Origin of the sequence: Micromonospora sp. M42 (assembly GCF_000568915.1) — a bacterium.
GTDB lineage: Bacteria > Actinomycetota > Actinomycetes > Mycobacteriales > Micromonosporaceae > Micromonospora > Micromonospora chalcea.
Window position 1 is genome coordinate 6282333 of record NZ_KK037233.1, and the last position, 16978, is coordinate 6299310.

Annotated in this window: 16 protein-coding genes, 1 tRNA gene and 1 pseudogene; 12 read left to right on the top strand and 6 right to left on the bottom strand. The window is 73.5% G+C overall.

The genetic code is table 11. The annotated features are described in order from the left end of the window. The 3 genes from MCBG_RS29120 to MCBG_RS29130 form a co-directional block, all read left to right on the top strand. Positions 1–540 (top strand): hypothetical protein (locus MCBG_RS29120; RefSeq protein WP_198033324.1); only part of this gene is annotated, 540 nt, incomplete at its 5' end. Positions 541–686: 146 nt separating this feature from the next. Beyond that, positions 687–950, top strand: coding sequence for a DUF6244 family protein (locus MCBG_RS29125; RefSeq protein WP_013287536.1), 264 nt, complete (start codon positions 687–689; stop codon positions 948–950). Between the two features lie 170 nt (positions 951–1120). After that, a complete protein-coding gene (locus MCBG_RS29130; RefSeq protein ID WP_043329552.1) occupies positions 1121–1924 on the top strand; it encodes a lipase family alpha/beta hydrolase in 804 nt (267 codons plus the stop codon). A gap of 41 nt (positions 1925–1965) precedes the next feature. Here the strand turns inward: MCBG_RS29130 and MCBG_RS29135 are convergent, their stop codons facing one another. Both MCBG_RS29135 and MCBG_RS29140 read right to left on the bottom strand, forming a co-directional pair. Continuing rightward, on the bottom strand, positions 1966–3558 hold the full coding sequence (locus MCBG_RS29135; protein WP_043329554.1) for a GMC family oxidoreductase: 1593 nt from the start codon (positions 3556–3558) through the stop codon (positions 1966–1968). A 79-nt stretch (positions 3559–3637) separates the two neighbouring features. Further along, positions 3638–4504, bottom strand: a complete 867-nt coding sequence (locus tag MCBG_RS29140) for an aldo/keto reductase (protein WP_043329556.1) — start codon at positions 4502–4504, stop codon at positions 3638–3640. A 162-nt stretch (positions 4505–4666) separates the two neighbouring features. Between MCBG_RS29140 and MCBG_RS29145 the strand changes: the two genes are divergently transcribed. The 7 genes and pseudogenes from MCBG_RS29145 (at position 4667) to MCBG_RS29170 (ending at position 12392) form a co-directional block, all read left to right on the top strand. Then, positions 4667–5032 (top strand): YciI family protein, encoded by a 366-nt coding sequence (locus MCBG_RS29145; protein WP_043329557.1) that lies wholly within the window; start codon positions 4667–4669, stop codon positions 5030–5032. Between the two features lie 405 nt (positions 5033–5437). Then, positions 5438–6886, top strand: coding sequence for a pyruvate kinase (gene pyk / locus MCBG_RS29150; protein ID WP_043329559.1), 1449 nt, complete (start codon positions 5438–5440; stop codon positions 6884–6886). Further along, positions 6883–7761 carry an acyl-CoA thioesterase gene (locus tag MCBG_RS29155; RefSeq protein ID WP_043329561.1) on the top strand — a complete coding sequence of 293 codons (879 nt, stop codon included), beginning with the start codon at positions 6883–6885 and terminating at the stop codon, positions 7759–7761. The genes pyk and MCBG_RS29155 overlap by 4 nt, the downstream gene beginning before the upstream one ends. A gap of 70 nt (positions 7762–7831) precedes the next feature. After that, a complete protein-coding gene (locus MCBG_RS29160) occupies positions 7832–8299 on the top strand; it encodes an RrF2 family transcriptional regulator (protein WP_043329564.1) in 468 nt (155 codons plus the stop codon). A 111-nt stretch (positions 8300–8410) separates the two neighbouring features. After that, positions 8411–9366, top strand: a pseudogene (locus tag MCBG_RS29165) (sulfite exporter TauE/SafE family protein); the annotation flags it as partial. A gap of 320 nt (positions 9367–9686) precedes the next feature. Further along, a complete protein-coding gene (locus MCBG_RS32705; RefSeq protein ID WP_157560797.1) occupies positions 9687–9983 on the top strand; it encodes a hypothetical protein in 297 nt (98 codons plus the stop codon). A gap of 123 nt (positions 9984–10106) precedes the next feature. Further along, positions 10107–12392: a rhamnogalacturonan lyase family protein gene (locus tag MCBG_RS29170; protein ID WP_043329565.1), complete on the top strand. Its 2286-nt coding sequence runs from the start codon at positions 10107–10109 to the stop codon at positions 12390–12392. Between the two features lie 167 nt (positions 12393–12559). Here the strand turns inward: MCBG_RS29170 and MCBG_RS29175 are convergent, their stop codons facing one another. Together MCBG_RS29175 and MCBG_RS29180 are read right to left on the bottom strand one after the other, a co-directional pair. Then, positions 12560–13555 (bottom strand): LLM class flavin-dependent oxidoreductase, encoded by a 996-nt coding sequence (locus tag MCBG_RS29175; protein ID WP_176722840.1) that lies wholly within the window; start codon positions 13553–13555, stop codon positions 12560–12562. 61 nt (positions 13556–13616) lie between these two features. Then, a complete protein-coding gene (locus MCBG_RS29180; protein ID WP_030503801.1) occupies positions 13617–14096 on the bottom strand; it encodes an Lrp/AsnC family transcriptional regulator in 480 nt (159 codons plus the stop codon). 83 nt (positions 14097–14179) lie between these two features. Here MCBG_RS29180 and MCBG_RS29185 point away from each other — a divergent pair, with 83 nt between their 5' ends. Continuing rightward, a complete protein-coding gene (locus tag MCBG_RS29185; RefSeq protein ID WP_043329567.1) occupies positions 14180–15355 on the top strand; it encodes a trans-sulfuration enzyme family protein in 1176 nt (391 codons plus the stop codon). A gap of 36 nt (positions 15356–15391) precedes the next feature. Here the strand turns inward: MCBG_RS29185 and MCBG_RS29190 are convergent, their stop codons facing one another. Together MCBG_RS29190 and MCBG_RS29195 are read right to left on the bottom strand one after the other, a co-directional pair. Continuing rightward, entirely contained in the window at positions 15392–16141 is a 750-nt protein-coding gene (locus MCBG_RS29190; RefSeq protein WP_043329568.1) for a helix-turn-helix domain-containing protein, read from the bottom strand. 35 nt (positions 16142–16176) lie between these two features. Further along, positions 16177–16250, bottom strand: a tRNA-Leu gene (locus MCBG_RS29195). 104 nt (positions 16251–16354) lie between these two features. Here MCBG_RS29195 and MCBG_RS29200 point away from each other — a divergent pair. Further along, positions 16355–16975, top strand: a complete 621-nt coding sequence (locus MCBG_RS29200) for an ANTAR domain-containing response regulator (protein WP_043331122.1) — start codon at positions 16355–16357, stop codon at positions 16973–16975. Positions 16976–16978: the final 3 nt, after the last annotated feature.

Below are 16978 nucleotides of genomic sequence, written 5' to 3' on the forward strand. Positions count from 1 at the left end.
GACGCGGGCGGGCGGACGGGCGCCGGGCCGGGGGACGGCGTGCCCGGCGGCGCAGCCGCCGCGCCGGGGCAGGCGGGCGTCGGGGCGTACCCCTCTCCGGGTGTGGCGCCGCGGGCGGGTGACCCGGCGGCGGAGCTGGCTGCGGCGGAGCGGCTCGCCGGGGAGGCCGACGGGTACGGGCAGCAGGCCGACGCGCTGGCCCGCACGCCGGTGCTGTTGCCGACCTGGTCGGCGCCGGCCCGGGCGGTCGCGGTGTACGGCGGTTGCGCGCTCGTCGGCTCGCTGCTGATGCTTGTCGCGCTGGTGGGGTCGCCGGTGCCGGTGGCCGGGCTGGACCTGGTGGCGGCGCTGTCCTGCGCCGGGGTGCCGCTGCTGTCCTTCGTGGCCGGTCAGGTCGTGCTGGCCCGGTGGGGCCGCCCGGCGCTGGCCGGCGGTGAGGCCACGACCGGGCGGTACGTGCCGCTGGGCTTCGTGATCTGCGCGCTGGTCTCCCCGTCGCTGTTCTGCGTCTACCTGCTCCTGTTCCGCCTCCTCCGCTGACCCTAGCCCCTGTCGATCATGGACTTGTGGCCGCGGCGGTGGGCTTGATGTGGCTTTTGTCGGGGCGGAAACTGCAAGATCGCGAAGGCGTGGGGGTGGGGGCGGGCGGTAGGGTTCCCGAGGGTGGGTGAGGTGGGGGAGGGGTTGTGAGCGCGGCAGAGATCATCGCGAGGCTGGCGGCGGCGGCGCAGAAGCTGGACGAGGCCAAGGCGCGCACGGCTGCCGCGGCACAGGACGCGGCGGAGGCGCGGGCGCTGGTGGCGGGCGCGCTGGAGGGGGCGACGGCCGGGCCGCTGATCGGCGTCATCGACTCCTACCGGCAGGCGCTGGCGCAGGCCGCGCAGGGCGGGGAGCCGGCCCGGCAGCACGTCCAGGAGACGATCGCGAAGGTCCAGGCGCTGGGCAACTGAGCCCGGCCCGGCTTGCCGGTTTGCGCGGTGGGCGCGACAAGTGGTTACCGCCGCGTAACTTTTCATTGACGTGTGTGAAATCGGACACGCATCATCGTGTCCACGATCGATCGGATCCCACCCGTCCCCTCCCGGTCCGCCCGGGTGCCTCCCCCTCGGAGGTGCAGCCCATGCTGCTCCGAACGATCCTGGCCGCCACCACCGCCGCCACCGTCCTGCTCGTCCCGGCCGCCGCCCAGGCGGCCGCCGCCGAACCCGCCGCCCCGTCGAACACGGCCACCGTCGCCACCGCCGCGCAACGGGCCGCCGCCGCGGCCGCCGACCCGGTGATCGTGGTCGGCGGCCTCAGTGGAATCTCCATCGCGTACGAGCCGATCGCCGCCCGGCTGCGCGCCGACGGCTACCGGGTCTCGATCTTCCAGTTGCCGAATCTCGGTCTCGGCGACATCCGCGAGTCCGCCCGTGCGCTCTCGACCTACGTGGACCAGGTCCGCGCCGCCACCGGAGCGGCCCGGGTCGACCTGGTCGGCCACTCCGAGGGCGGCCTGGTCAGCCGCTGGTACGTCAAGTACCTCGGCGGCGCCGCCACCGTCGACCAGTACGTCAGCCTCGGCAGCCCGCAGTACGGCACGTACGTCGCCAACCTGGTCGCGTTCCTCGGGCTGGGCAGCTGCGCCGGGGTGATCGCCTGTCAGCAGATGTCGATCGGGTCGAGCTTCCTGGCCGACCTCAACGCCGGTGACGACACGCCCGGGCCGGTTCGCTGGGCCACCGTGCGGACCTGGCAGGACGAGCTGGTCCGGCCGGTCGACAACGCGCTGCTCGCCGACGGCGCCACGAACGTCCTGGTGCAGGCGTGGTGCCCGCTGCGGGTCGTCGGCCACCTCGGGCTGGTGCTGGACGGCACCACGTACACGGTGGTGCGCCAGGTGCTCGCCGGCGCCCCGGTCCGGCCGAACTGTTTCGCGGTCTGACACCGGTGCCCGGGCCCGCCGTCGCGCGGGCCCGGGCGCTGTCAGCTCCCGTCCCGCCCGCGGATGACGTCCGCGGCCCGCCAGGCCAGCGCGCTCACCGGGGCGCTGGTCCAGCCCGCCACCATCACCGGCAGCACCGACGCGTCGACCACCCGCAGCCCGTCCACGCCGCGTACCCGCAGCTGCGGGTCGACCACGTGGTCGTCGCCGTCGCCCATCGCGCAGGTGCCGATGGCGTGGTAACCGCAGTAGCCGCGCGCCACCGCCGCCTCGACGATCTCGGCGTCGGTGCGGACCGCCGGGCCGGGCACCGTCTCGGCCCGGATCCGCTTCGCGATCGGCCCGGTGGCGAAGAACTCCCGCATCCGGCGGAACAGGTCCGCCGCCACCCGCCGGTCGTGGTCGGTGGTGAGGTAGTTCGCCACGACAGCCGGCGGCGTACGCGGGTCCGCGTCGGTGATCGTCAGACTGCCCTCGCTGTCCGGCCGGGTGACGGTGCCCAGGCACATCAGTCCCGGTTCCCGTTCCAGTTCGAGGGCCTTGCCGGGCCGGGGCGGGGCGGCCGAGAACGGCGCCATCAGCAGGTGCGCGTCCGGGCGGTCCAGCTCCGGCCGGGACTTGACGTGGGCCGCCACGTCCAGCACCGGCAGGGCGAGCGGGCCGCCCCCGGTGAGCAGCCAGCGCAGCGTGGCCCGGGCCTGCCCGAGCGGGCTGCCGATGGTCATGTTGTGGCCGCCGGGCTCGGCGAGGCGGTACTGCAGCACCATCGACCGGTGCTCGCGCAGCCCCGCGCCGACCCGGGGCCGGTCGAGCAGCACCGGCACGCCCGCGGCGCGCAGCGTGTCCGCCGGCCCGATGCCGGAGACCTGCAACAGGTGCGGGGTGGCCAGGGCGCCCGCGGCGAGGATCACCTCCCCGGCCGCCCGGCGCTCGACCTCCCGGCCGCCGTGCGCCACCCGTACGCCGACCGCCCGGCCGCCCTCGACCAGCACCCGCAGCACGACGGCGCCGACCTCGACGGTCAGGTTGGGCCGGCGCCGCACCGGGTGCAGGAACGCGTTCGCGGCGCTGACCCGCCGTCCGCCGTGGATGGTGGCGGTGGGGTAGCCGATCCGCTCGTCGTCGTCGGCGTCCAGGTCGTCGGCCCGGCGCCAGCCCAGCTCGGCGCCGGTGGCCACCATCTCCTCGGCGAGCGGGTCGGTGCCGGTGGCGATGGACAGCCGCACCGGCCCGCCCGCGCCCCGGTGCGGCGCGGGGCCCAGCGGGTGGTCCTCCAGCCGCGTGAACACCTGCCGCATGGCCGACCAGCCCCAGCCCAGCGGGTCGAGGGCGTCCCAGTCGCGGGCCGCGCCGCGGCTCCAGATCATGCCGTTGACCGACGTCGAGCCGCCGATCATCCGGCCGCGCTGCCAGATCTCCTCGCGGCCCGGCCCGGTGGTGGCCGGGTAGTGCCAGGCGGTGCGCTCGTCGTCCATCAGCCGGGAGAACGCCTTCGGCACGCGCACGTACGGGCTGCGGTCCCAGCCGCCCGCCTCCAGCAGCAGCACCCGCGTCCCCGGATCCTCGGTTAGCCGGTTGGCCAGCACGCACCCCGCCGCGCCGGCCCCCACGATGACGTAGTCGAACTCCTCCACAACGGACCCCCACTCGTGAGAATCCTTCTGACGGTAGTTGCTCGATCACGTTCCGCGAAAGGGCTGGACGGCGGCCGACTCAGGCCGCCTTGGCCAGCGCCTCGAACTCGTCGTCGGTCAGTTCCACCTCGGCCGCCGCCACGTTCTCCTCCAGGTGCGCCACCGACGACGTACCGGGGATCGGCAGCATCACCGGCGAGCGGCGCAGCAGCCAGGCCAGCGCGAGCTGCGCCGGAGTGGCGCCGTGCGCGGTCGAGATCGCGTCCAGCGGGCCGCCGGGGCGGGCCAGGCTGCCGGTGGCGATCGGGAACCACGGGATGAACGCCAGGTCGTGCCGCTCGCAGTGCGCCAGCACGTCCTCGGCGCCGCGGTCGGCCAGGTTGTAGAGGTTCTGCACGGACACGATCGGGACGATCTCCCGGGCCGCCTCGATCTGCTCGACGCTGACCTGCGACAGCCCGATGTGCCGGACCTTGCCCTCCTGCCGCAGCAGCGCCAGCTCGCCGAGCTGGTCGGCCAGCGGCACCTTCGCGTCGATGCGGTGCAGCTGGTAGAGCGGGATGCAGTCCAGGCCCAGGTGGCGCAGGCTCAGCTCGCACTGCTGGCGCAGATACTCCGGGCGGCCCACCGGCCGCCAGTCGTCCGGGCCGGAGCGGGTCAGTCCGGCCTTCGTCGCGATGACCAGGTCGTCGGCGTACGGGTGCAGCGCCTCGCGGATCAGCAGCTCACTGACGAACGGCCCGTACGAGTCGGCGGTGTCGATGAACGTGACGCCCAGCTCGTACGCGCGGCGCAGCACCCGTACCGCCTCGGCCGGGTCCTTCGGGTCGCCCCACACGCCGGGGCCGGTGAGCTGCATCGCCCCGTAGCCGAGGCGGTCGACCCGCAGGTCACCACCGATCCGGTAGCTGCCGGACGCCTTGGCGGGCTGGGTGCTGGTGGCCATCGCGGTCCTCCTGTGCTCGTACGCGGTCGCGGGCGGCGCGCGCCCCGACCCCTGGACATTCCCGAATCGTGGCGGCGAAGCACCGGTAGTTGCGGCGAGCGGCCCCGGCGCACCGGACCGCCGTGCGAGGCTGGGCGCAACGGTGGTCAGCAGGAGGTGCGCATGGGCACGACGCCACGGCTCGACTTCGCGCTGGACACGTACGAGTGCATCGTGCTCTACCCGGGGCCGTCCGGCCGGGCCCTGCCGGAGGAGACCGTGCAACGGCTGCAGGCCGAGCATCTGCAGCACATGCGGGCGCTGCAACGGCGCGGCATCGTGCTCGTCGACGGCTCGGTGGACGGCCCGGCCCGGGAACCGGACCCGCCGATCGGCTTCGGCCTGGCCCGCACCGGCTCGGTGGACGACGTGCGCAGCGTCATGGAGGCCGACCCGGCGGTACAGGCCGGGCTCTACCGGGTCGAGGTGCTGACCTTCCTCTGCCCGGCCGGCTCGCTGGAGTTCCCGCTGGTCAAGACGGAGAGCTGACGGCCGGCGCGGTCTCGTCGCCGTTCTCGGCGATCGCGCTGCACCACTTCCACGGCGCCGCGAGCCGGGTCCCGCTGGAGCGGACCGCGTCCGGGCTGCGCGCCGACCACCTGCTCGCCGAGATCATCGCGGCCCGGCCGCCCGGCGGCTGCCCGAACCTGCCCCCGGCCGCTCCGGCGGGGCCGCGCCACGGCGAGGGCGGACTGCATCCACGGGAGCACCCGGCCGGCACGTGACGGCGAGGGGTACCATTTCCGCCGCGCGGTCGCCGATGCCCGCCACACACGACGTTCCGGTGCGGTACGCCAACCGCCCGCCCGCGCGGTACACGCGCGTCGTTGGACAACTGTTCCGCTGTCCGCAAGGGGTCGGCCGGGAGGCCGATCCGGAGGAGAGACTAGCCTGATGGGCGTGACACGCCGCGCGAAGATCGTCTGTACTCTCGGCCCCGCCACCTCGTCCCCGGAGCGTATCCGAGGGCTCGTCGAGGCGGGCATGAACGTGGCGAGGCTCAACTTCAGCCACGGCAGTCACGCCGACCACGAATCGGTCTACCGGCTGGTCCGGGAGGCCGCCGAGGCGTCCGGCAAGCCGGTCGCGGTGCTGGCCGACCTCCAGGGGCCCAAGATCCGGCTGGGCCGGTTCGCCGACGGCCCGCACGAGTGGCGCACCGGCGACTCGGTCGTGATCACCGGTGACGACGTCGTCGGCTCGAAGGAGCGCGTCTCCTGCACCTACCGCAAGCTGCCGCAGGAGGTGAAGCCGGGCGACCGGCTGCTGATCGACGACGGCCGCGTCGCGGTCGAGGTCAGCGACGTCACCGGCAACGACATCCGGTGCCTGGTCACCGAGGGCGGCCCGGTCTCCAACAACAAGGGCGTCTCGCTGCCGAACGTGGCGGTCAGCGTCCCGGCCCTGTCCGACAAGGACGCGGAGGACCTGCGCTTCGCCCTCGGCCTCGGTGTCGACCTGGTCGCGCTCTCGTTCGTCCGCTCACCCGAGGACATCAAGCTCGTCCACTCGATCATGGACGAGGAGGGCGTGCGCCGCCCGGTCCTGGCCAAGGTCGAGAAGCCCGAGGCGGTCGACCACCTCGAGGCGATCGTGCTGGCCTTCGACGGCGTCATGGTCGCCCGCGGCGACCTCGGCGTCGAGCTGCCGCTGGACCAGGTGCCGCTCGTGCAGAAGCGCGCCGTGCAGCTCTGCCGGGAGAACGCCAAGCCGGTCATCGTGGCCACCCAGATGCTCGACTCGATGATCGAGAACTCCCGCCCGACCCGCGCCGAGGCCTCCGACGTGGCCAACGCGGTGCTCGACGGCGCGGACGCGGTGATGCTCTCCGGCGAGACGAGCGTCGGCAAGTACCCGGTGCTCACCGTCAGCACCATGGCCAAGATCGTCACCACCACCGAGGCCGGCTCGATCGCCGTCCCCCGGTTGCAGCACGACCCGCGTACGCACGGCGGCGCGCTCACCGTGGCCGCCTCCTCCATCGCCCGGGCCATCGGCGCCAAGGCCATGGTGGCGTTCTCGCAGACCGGCGACACCGTCAAGCGGCTCGCCCGGCTGCACTGCGACCTGCCGCTGCTGGCCTTCACGCCGGTGCCGGAGGTGCGCAACCAGCTCGCGCTCTCCTGGGGCGTGGAGACGTTCCTGATGCCGTTCGTCCAGCACACCGACGACATGTTCCGCCAGGTCGACCAGGCGCTGCTCGGCCTCAACCGGGCCAACCCGGGCGACTACGTGGTGATCGTGGCGGGCAGCCCGCCCGGCACCCCCGGCTCCACCAACACGCTGCGCGTGCACCAGCTGGGTTCGCTCGTGGACGCGGCCTCGGCGCGAGCGCTCCAGTGAGTGCTGCGGCGACCGGGCAGGCGGCGGTCGACCAGCTGCTGGAGGTGCTCGACCTGGACCGTACCGGGGAGATGACCTTCCGGGGGATGAGCCCGCCGGTGGGCCCGCAGCGGGTCTACGGCGGGCAGGTCGCCGGCCAGGCCCTGGTCGCCGCCGGCCGCACCGTCGACGCGGAGCGTGCCGTGCACTCCCTGCACGGCTACTTCGTGCGCCCCGGTGACCCGGCCGAGCCGATCGAGTACCAGGTGGAGAACGTCCGCGACGGCCGGTCCTTCTCGGTGCGCCGGTCGGTGGCGTTGCAGCACGACAAGCCGATCTTCTTCATGTCGGCGTCGTTCCAGCGACAGGACGAGGGGCTGGACCACCACGCCCCGGTGCCGCCGGACGTGCCCGGCCCGGACGACGTGCCGACCATGACCGACCGGCTCTCCCGCTACCCGGAGCGGCTCGGCATCTGGGGGATGATCCCGCGCCCGATCGACGTGCGCTACGTCGGCGAGCCCGGCTGGGTACGCCCCGGCGACCGCCCGGCCGAACCGCACCAGCGGGTGTGGATGCGGCTGGACGGCAAGCTGCCGGACGATCCGCTGCTGCACGCGTGCGCGCTGACGTACGCCTCCGACCTGACGCTGCTGGACTCGGTGCTGTCGGTGCACGGCGAGGTGTGGGGCCCGGGCGGCGTGGTCGGCGCGAGCCTCGACCACGCGCTGTGGTTCCACAGGTCGTTCCGCGCCGACGAGTGGTTCCTGTACGACTGCTGGAGCCCGTCCGCGTCGGGCGGCCGTGGCCTGGCCACCGGCCGCATGTTCACCGCCGACGGGCGGCACATCGCCAGCGCCGTGCAGGAGGGACTGCTGCGCCGCGTCGGCGGCTGAGCGGCGGGTGATGATCGTCCGGGCGCGGGTCGGCGGGGCGGCCCGCACCCGAGCGGACTAACCTGGCCGTATGCGTCTTTCCGCCCGGGTCGACTATGCCCTCCGCGCGGCCGCTGAGCTGGCCTCGGTCGCGGACGGGACCGCCGAGCGGAGCCGCCCGGTGACCGCCGAGCAGATCGCCCGGTCCCAGGACATCCCGCCGAAGTTCCTGGAGAGCATCCTGCTCCAGCTTCGCCGGGGCGGCATCGTGCACGCCCAGCGTGGCCCCGAGGGCGGCTACTGGCTGGCCCGGCCGGCGAGTGAGATCTCCCTGGCCGAGGTGATCCGCGTCATCGACGGGCCGCTCGCGCACGTGCGCGGCCAGCGTCCGGAACAGCTCGGCTATCAGGGCGCGGCCCGCGCGTTGCAGGACGTCTGGATCGCGTTGCGGGCCAGCGAGCGGGAAATCCTGGAGCTGGTCACGATCGCCGACGTGGCCTCCGGTGAGCTGCCCGGCCGGGTCAACGAACTGGCCGCCGACCCGCGCGCCTGGAGCTGACCGCGCCGTCCGGCGCGTCCTACCAACCGGATGGGGGACTTGACCGGGACCACCTTCGTGCCGCATTGTCGACCAAGTCGATAGGAGATACCGAAAAGTCAGGGGGCGCTCGTGCGCAAGCTGCTGGTCCTCGCCCTCGTCGGGCTCGCCGCGCAACTGGTCGACGGCTCGCTCGGCATGGCGTACGGGCTGACCTCCTCGACGCTGCTCCTGTTCGCCGGTGTCGCGCCGGCCGCCGCGTCGGCCTCGGTGCACCTGGCCGAGATCGGCACCACGCTCGCCGCGGGCGTCTCGCACTGGCGCTTCGGCAACGTCGACTGGCGGGTCGTCGGCCGGATCGCGCTGCCCGGCGCGATCGGCGCGTTCGCCGGGGCGACGTTCCTCAGTTCCATCTCCACCGAGGCCGCCGCGCCGTGGATGGCGGCCATCCTGTTCACGCTCGGCGCGTACCTGCTGGTGCGGTTCTCCCGGCCGCTTCGGGCCACCCGCGCCGGCCGGTCTGCGGAGCCGCTTCCTCGCCCCGCTCGGCCTGGTCGCCGGCTTCGTTGACGCCACCGGCGGCGGAGGCTGGGGCCCGGTCGCCACCCCGGCGCTGCTGTTTTTTTTGCCGGATGGAACCCCGCAAGGTCATCGGCTCGGTCGACACCTCCGAGTTCGTCGTGGCCGGCGCGGCGAGCGTCGGCTTCCTGATCGGCCTGGGCACCGAGGGCTTCCTGCTGCCCACGGTGGCGGCGCTCCTGATCGGTGGCCTGATCGCCGCCCCGATCGCGGCCTGGCTGGTCCGCATCGTTCCCGCTCAGCTGCTCGGCGCCGTGATCGGCGGCGTGATCGTGCTGACCAACGCCCGCACGCTGCTCAGCGCCGGCGGCGTGAGCGGCTCGGCGCCGGTGGTGGTGTACGCGCTGCTCGGTGTCGCCTGGGTGGTCGCCATTGTCCTGGCGGTGCGGGCGCTGCGCCGCACCCGCCGCGCCCGCGCCACCGTCGAAGCGGCGCTGGCCTCCACGCCGCCGGCCTCCGCGTCGCCGGCCTCCGCGCCGCCGGTCGAGGCCGCGCCCGTCTCCGCGTCGCCCGCGGAGGCGGGGGAGCCCGCTCGGCCGGGGGAATCCGTCGGGTCGGCAGAGGCCGCGAAGTCGGGGCAAGTCCCGGAGCCGGTGGTCACCGCCGAGACCTCCGAGCCTGCCGAGGCCGCGGAGTCGCGGAAGCTCGCCGCCGCCGTCGAGGGCTGAGCCGCTCGCGTTCCCGGGCCGCGCCATCGCCCAGGAGTGTTCTGTCTCGGCGTGTCGCGCGCCGTAGATACATGTCCTGCTGACCGATATACCTCAGAGTCATAATTATGACTCTGAGGTATATCGGCTTTCAGGCATCTCGTCGGCGTCGGCATCGGCTGTTGGCCGCCGCGCTCCTGCGCCGCCACTCCACCGCGCTGTTTCCCCGCCCGGCCCCGCGCCGCCTCGCCCCGCCGCGCCGCGCCGCCCGCGCCGCCGCGCCGCCCGCGCCGCCGCGCCGCCCGCGCCGCCGCGCCGCCCGCGCCGCCGCGCCGCCCGCGCCGCCGCCCCGCCGCCCCGCCCGCACCGCCGCGCCGCCCCGCCCCGCCCGCGCTGCCACGCCCACGCCGCGCCGCCGCGCTGCCCGCCCCGCGCACGCTGCCGCGCTTGTGGGGGTGTCCGGCGGTGACCTAGGCTGACGGAGCGCGGAGCCGAATCATCGACGTCGATGCGTTGACGTCGCCCGTCGCGTCAGGGCACGTATCCGCCGGTCCGGGCAGGCCGGCGTCGTCGCGTGCCTGACCTCCGCGAAAGGCATCTCCGTGCACCTCACCACCCCACGCCGCCGGCTCGCGCTGCTCGCCGCGGCCTCGGCGCTCGCCCTGTCGGCCGGCGCGCTCACCACGATGACCGCCGCGGCGGCGGCCGTCGGCTGCCGGGTCGACTACCGGATCACCAACCAGTGGAGCGGCGGATTCGGCGCCGACGTGACAGTGGCCAACCTCGGCGACCCGGTCAACGGCTGGACCCTCGGCTGGAGCTTCGCCGCCGGCCAGCAGGTCGTCCAGGCGTGGAACGCGACGGTCAGCCAGTCCGGCGCGCAGGTGAGCGCCCGCGACGCCGGCTACAACGCGGCCATCGGCACCGGCGGCACCGCGAACTTCGGCTTCAACGGCTCGTGGAACAACGCGTCGAACCCGGTGCCGGCCGCGTTCACGCTCAACGGCACCGCCTGCACCGGCGCGCCGTCCACCAGCGCGCCGCCGTCGACGCCGCCTCCGCCCACCACGCCGCCGCCCACCACACCTCCGCCCAGCACACCGCCACCAACCACGCCCCCGCCCACCGACCCGCCGGCCGGGGCGAAGCAGATGGAGAAGCTCGACCGAGGGCTGGTCAGCGTCCGCTCCGGCAGCGGCAACCTCGTCTCCTGGCGGCTGCTCGGCACCGAGACCACCGGTGTGGCGTTCAACCTCTACCGAGGTGGCACCAAGGTCAACGCCAGCCCGATCACCGGCGCCACCACGTACCTGGACAGCGGCGCGGCGGCCGGGTCCGCGTACACCGTGCGGGCCGTGGTGAACGGCGCCGAGCAGGCGGCGTCGGCCCCGGCGCTCCAGTTCGCCAACGGCTACCTGGACGTGCCGATCCAGCCGCCGCCCGGCGGCACCACCCCGGCCGGGGAGGGGTACAGCTACTCGGCGAACGACGCGAGCGTCGGTGACCTCGACGGCGACGGCCGCTACGAGTTCGTGCTCAAGTGGGACCCGTCGAACGCCAAGGACAACTCGCAGTCCGGCTACACCGGCAACGTCTACGTCGACGCGTACACGCTCACCGGCACCCGGCTGTGGCGCGTCGACCTGGGCCGCAACATCCGCGCCGGCGCCCACTACACCCAGTTCCAGGTGTACGACTACGACGGCGACGGAGACGCCGAGGTGGCCATGAAGACCGCCGACGGCACCCGCTCCGGCACCGGTCAGGTGATCGGCAACGGCTCGGCCGACCACCGCAACTCCAGCGGTTACGTGCTCGCCGGCCCGGAGTACCTGACCATGTTCGACGGCCGCACCGGCGCGGCCCTGTCCACAGTCGACTACGACCCGCCGCGCGGCACCGTCTCGTCCTGGGGCGACTCGTACGGCAACCGGGTCGACAGGTTCCTCGCCGGCACCGCGTACCTGGACGGGCAGCGCCCCTCGCTGATCATGGCGCGTGGCTACTACACCCGGGCTGTCGTCGCGGCCTGGGACTTCCGCGACGGCACGCTGCGCAAGCGCTGGACGTTCGACTCGAACGCCTCCGGCAACGGCGCCGCCGCCGGCCAGGGCAACCACCAGCTCTCCGTGGCCGACGTCGACAACGACGGCCGTCAGGAGATCGTGTACGGCGCCGCCACCATCGACGACAACGGCCGGCTGCTGTACTCCACCGGCAACGGCCACGGCGACGCGCTGCACGTCGGCGACCTCGACCCGTCCCGCGCCGGCCTGGAGGTGTTCAAGGTCGACGAGGACGGCAGCAAGCCCAGCTCCTGGATGGCCGACGCGCGTACCGGGCAGATCATCTGGCAGACCGCGCCGAACGGCGACAACGGCCGCGGCGTCTCCGGCGACGTCTGGGCCGGCAGCCCGGGCGCGGAGTCCTGGTCGTCGGCCGTCGACGGGCTGCTCAACACCCGGGGCCAGAACGTCGGGCGCAAGCCGTCGTCGGCGAACTTCCTGATCTGGTGGGACGGCGACCCGGTCCGGGAGCTGCTCGACGCCACGAAGATCGACAAGTACGGCACCGGCGGCGAGACCCGCCTGCTCACCGGCAGCGGCGTCGCCTCGAACAACGGCACCAAGTCCACCCCGGCGCTCTCGGCGGACCTGCTCGGCGACTGGCGGGAGGAGGTCGTCTGGCGCACCTCCGACAGCACCGCGCTCCGGATCTACAGCACGCCGGTGAGCACCGGCCTGCGGCTGCCGACGCTGATGCACGACCCGCAGTACCGGGTGGCGGTGGCCTGGCAGAACACCGCCTACAACCAGCCGCCGCACCCGGGCTTCTACCTTGGCGACGGCATGAGCACCCCGGCCGCGCCGAACATCTACCTGCGCTGAAACGACAGGCACCGGGTCGCCGGCCGCGGAATCCGCTCCGCCGGCGACCCGGTGCACCACACCGCAGCATTCCCGACCCGTCCCGACCGGGAATGCCGTACCACCACCGGGGACAAAGTTATGCGTCCCGCGCGACGCTGCGGTGACGTGGCTATGAAGAGCGTGTTTCAGCCCTCCCGGCGCAGCCCGCCCGCCACCTTCTCGGCGATCAGCTCGAACGAGCGGACCCGGTCAGCCACGTCGTACACCATCGTGGTGAGCATCAGCTCGTCCGCGCCGGTGCGCTCCAGCAGTTCCCCGAGCTGCCGGGCCACCGTCTCCGGCGAGCCGGTCGCCTGGCCGTCGCGGCGCTGGGCGACGAACTCCCGCTCGAACTCCGAGTACGGGTACGCCGCCGCCTCCTCCGGCGTGACCAGCGGCTCCGGGCGCCCCGAGCGCAGCTTCAGGAACGACAGCCCGGCCGGCCCGGCCAGCCACTCGGCCCGCTCGTCGGTCTCCGCGCAGACCGCGTTGACCGCCACCATCGCGTACGGCCGGTCCAGCCACTGCGACGGCCGGAAGTGCTGCCGGTAGAGCTGCAACGCCGGGATGGTGTTCTGCGAGCTGAAGTGGTGCGCGAACGAGAACGGCAGCCCGAGCAGGCCGGCCAGCTGCGCGCTGAACCCGCTGGACCCGAGCAGCCACACCTGCGGCGACTGGCCGCGGCCCGGCGTCGCGGTGATCGGGCCCGGCTCGGCGCCGGAGAAGTAGTTCATCAGGTCGGCCAGCTCACGCGGGAAGTGCTCCGCGGACAGGCCCTCCATGGTGCGGCGCAGCGCCAGCGCGGTCACCTGGTCGGTGCCGGGCGCCCGGCCGATGCCCAGGTCGATCCGGCCCGGGTGCAGCGCCTCCAGGGTGCCGAACTGCTCGGCCACCACCAGCGGCGCGTGGTTGGGCAGCATCACCCCGCCCGAGCCGAGCCGGATGGTGCTGGTGTTCGCCGCCAGGTGCGCGAGCAGCACCGCCGGCGCGGAACTGGCGATGGCGGGCATGTTGTGGTGCTCGGCCACCCAGAACCGGCGGTAGCCCAGTTCCTCGGCGCGGCGGGCCAGCTCCGTGGTGTACCGCAGCGCCTCACCGGCGCTGCCGGTCGCCGCCACCGGGGCAAGATCAAGAACAGACATGGGTACGTCGATCACAGCGTGGTGCAACAGGCCACGTGCCGGAATTGTTCCCCCGGGTGCGCTACCCCATACCCCGGGCCTGCTCGAAGATCAGGCTGGTCTGGGTGTGCTGCACCGCCGGATCGACAGCCAGGTGATCGAGGACGAAGTCCCGCAGCGCGTCACCGGAGGCGGCCCGCACGTGCAGCACGTAGTCCTCCGCGCCCGCCACGTGGAACACCGACACCACCCCTGGTAGCCGCACCGACCGGGCCCGGAACGCGTCCACGGCGGCCCGCTCGTGCGCCGTCAACCGCACCGACACCAGTGCCTGCAACGGCAGACCCACCGCCGCCGGGTCCACCTCGGCGTGGAACCCGCGGATCGCCCCGCACTCGCGCAGCGCCCGGGTACGCGTCAGGCACGTCGACGGCGCCACCCCCACCCGCTCGGCCAGCGCGTTGTTCGGCAGCCGGCCGTCGGCCGCCAGCTCGGTGAGGATCGCGCGGTCGACGTCGTCCAGGCCGGCGAACGGCCGTACATCATTCGGTGCGGCAGGCATGTGACCATCCTTCACCGAATCACCACTGGGCGAAAGCGTGGATGCCAGAATCTTCTTCGCTGCTATTGCCTCTAGCCATCGTCATGTTCGACGCTTCCTGTATGACTTCCGTGGACACCGCAGCCGTACACGCCGGGCGCGCCGACCTCGCCGGGCTCGGCGTCCACGTCCCGCCGATCGACCTGTCCACCACCAACCCGCTGCCCTCGGTGGCCGGCGGCGGTGACGACTACGAGACGCTCGCCACCGGTGGCACCCTCCCGGCCGGCGGCAGCGCCGTCTACCAGCGCCTCTGGAACCCCACGGTGGCCCGGTTCGAGACCGCGCTCGCCCAGCTCGAAGGCACCGCCGAGGCCGTCGCCTTCGCCAGCGGCATGGCCGCGCTCACCGCCGCCCTGCTCGCCGCCACCCGCGACGGCAACCGCCACATCGTCGCCGTCCGCCCCCTCTACGGCGGCACCGACCACGTCCTCGCCACCGGCCTGCTCGGCACCGAGGTCACCTGGGCCACCCCCGCCGACGTTGCCGCCGCGATCCGCCCCGACACCGCCCTGGTCGTGGTCGAGACCCCGGCGAACCCCAGCCTCGACCTGGTCGACATCGCCGCACTCGCCGACGCCGCCGGTGACGTCCCGCTGCTCGTCGACAACACCGTCGCCACCCCGGTGCTCCAGCAGCCCGCCCGCCACGGCGCCGCGCTCGTGCTGCACAGCGCCACCAAGAGCATCGGCGGCCACGGCGACGTCCTCGCCGGCGTGATCTCCTGCGCCCCCGACTGGGCCGCCCGGCTGCGCCAGGTCCGCGCCGTCACCGGCGCCGTCCTGCACCCGCTCGGCGCGTACCTGCTGCACCGCGGCATCCAGACCCTCCCGCTGCGCGTCCGCGCCCAGCAGGCCGGTGCCGAGAAGCTCGCCGCCTGGCTCGCCGGGCACCCCGCCGTCGAGCGCGTCCACCACCCGTCCCTGCACGACCCGGCCGGGCTGGTCGGCCGGCAGATGTCCGGCACCGGCAGCCTGCTCGCCTTCGAGGTACGCGGTGGCGCGCCCGCCGCGGCCGAGGTCGCCGGCGCCTGCGAACTGATCACCCACGCGGTGTCGCTCGGCGGCGTCGACACGCTGATCCAGCACCCGGCCTCGCTCACCCACCGGCCGGTCGAGGGTGACGCGAAGCCCTGCGGCGGGCTGCTGCGCGTCTCGGTCGGCCTGGAGGACCCGGAGGACCTGCGGGCGGACCTCGCGCGGGCGCTGGCGCGGATCTGACGCCTGCCGGTCGGCCGGGTCGGCGGCGCGGGCCGGTCACGACTTGGGGCCGACGTGCTGGTCGAGGGCGGCGACCGCCTCCCGGCGGGCCACCGACAGGGAGTTGGGGCGGTTCATCCGCCAGGCGATGCCGAGCCGGTCGAGGGCCTGCTGGCACAGGCCCATGATGTCGGCCGACTCGTTGTGGAACATGTAACGGGGATAGACGTACTCCTTTTCCCGGACGACGACGCGGTTGGCGAAGCGGCACCCGTCGGAGTGGAAGAGGCCGCGCAGGAAGTCGCCCGCCTGAGCCTCGACGATGGGGCGCTGCCAGTCCGCCAGGACGATCGGGCGTTGGTGCTTCTTGCCGGGTCCGTGCTGTGGGAACAGGCACGGCCAGTGCTTGCCGTAGCTCTGCACGCTGACGCAGCCCGGATGTTGGACGCGCTGGACCTTCGCCGCCAGGACCCGCCGCATGGCGTCGTCGCAAGCCTCGATCAGCCCGGGCCAACTGTCACTGCAGGAGATCCGGAGCACCGGCACCCGCGCCCTGGTCACGAGATGCCCGTCGCCCAGGTAGAGCCCGAGGAGATAGGCATAGGCCGCCGGATCTGTCGGAACGCGGACACCCTCGCGGCAGCGGAAACACCGCAGCGCGGTGCCGTGCTGCCTCGACTCCGGCCGATCCCTGCACCAGCGCCAGACGGTTCGGTAGTTGAGGCCCACTGCGCGGGCCGCCTCCGCGACGGTGGCCCCGGACAGGAAGGCCTGACGTGCTCGCGCGCGTATCTCGGGTGGATGCACGCGGACATCTTCGAACGCGCGTACGACAGTTTCGGTGTCCCCGGTGGGATTCGAACCCACACTGTCGGAGGTTTGAGCTCCGTTTCTCTACCGGTTGGAATACGGGGACAGGCTCGCGCGACGCTCTCGCGTCGTGCCATAGGTTACCTACTACGCTAGGGGCGGCGACACCCGGCAGGGCGGGTGTCGGGCTCGAACCGGTGGGAGTGGCTCGTGGGCGAGATGCAGGCGGACGCCGAGCGCAAGCGCGTTCTGATCGCCGAGGACGAGGCGCTCATCCGGCTGGACCTGGCCGAGATGCTCGTCGAAGAGGGCTACGAGGTGGTCGGTGAGGCCGGTGACGGCGAGACCGCCGTCAAGCTCGCCGAGCAGCTCAAGCCGGATCTGGTCATCCTCGACATCAAGATGCCGATCATGGACGGGCTGGCCGCCGCCGAGCGGATCGCCGGCGCGCGCATCGCCCCGGTGATCATCCTGACCGCGTTCAGCCAGCGTGACCTGGTGGAGCGGGCGCGGGCGGCCGGCGCGATGGCGTACCTGGTCAAGCCGTTCCAGAAGAGCGACCTGGTGCCGGCGGTCGAGATCGCGCTGTCCCGCTACTCGGAGATCGCCGCGCTGGAGTCGGAGGTCGCCGGCCTCACCGACCGGCTGGAGATCCGCAAGACCGTGGAGCGCGCCAAGGGCGCGCTGATGACCACGTACGGCATGACCGAGCCGCAGGCCTTCAAGTGGATCCAGCGCACCGCGATGGACCACCGGATGACCATGAAGGAGGTCGCCGAGCGGATCCTCGCCGAGACCGCCGGCGGCGAGGTGGAGCAGCCGGCTTCCTGACCT

What these genes read in the sequence shown, in the direction of transcription:
- MCBG_RS29130 (WP_043329552.1), top strand. Translation starts at nt 1,121, where the DNA reads ATGCTGCTCCGAACGATCCTGGCCGCCACCACCGCCGCCACCGTCCTG.
- MCBG_RS29140 (WP_043329556.1), bottom strand. Translation starts at nt 4,504, where the DNA reads ATGGCCACCAGCACCCAGCCCGCCAAGGCGTCCGGCAGCTACCGGATC.
- MCBG_RS29145 (WP_043329557.1), top strand. Translation starts at nt 4,667, where the DNA reads ATGGGCACGACGCCACGGCTCGACTTCGCGCTGGACACGTACGAGTGC.
- pyk (WP_043329559.1), top strand. Translation starts at nt 5,438, where the DNA reads ATGGGCGTGACACGCCGCGCGAAGATCGTCTGTACTCTCGGCCCCGCC.
- MCBG_RS29160 (WP_043329564.1), top strand. Translation starts at nt 7,832, where the DNA reads ATGCGTCTTTCCGCCCGGGTCGACTATGCCCTCCGCGCGGCCGCTGAG.
- MCBG_RS29175 (WP_176722840.1), bottom strand. Translation starts at nt 13,555, where the DNA reads ATGTCTGTTCTTGATCTTGCCCCGGTGGCGGCGACCGGCAGCGCCGGT.
- MCBG_RS29180 (WP_030503801.1), bottom strand. Translation starts at nt 14,096, where the DNA reads ATGCCTGCCGCACCGAATGATGTACGGCCGTTCGCCGGCCTGGACGAC.
- MCBG_RS29185 (WP_043329567.1), top strand. Translation starts at nt 14,180, where the DNA reads ATGTTCGACGCTTCCTGTATGACTTCCGTGGACACCGCAGCCGTACAC.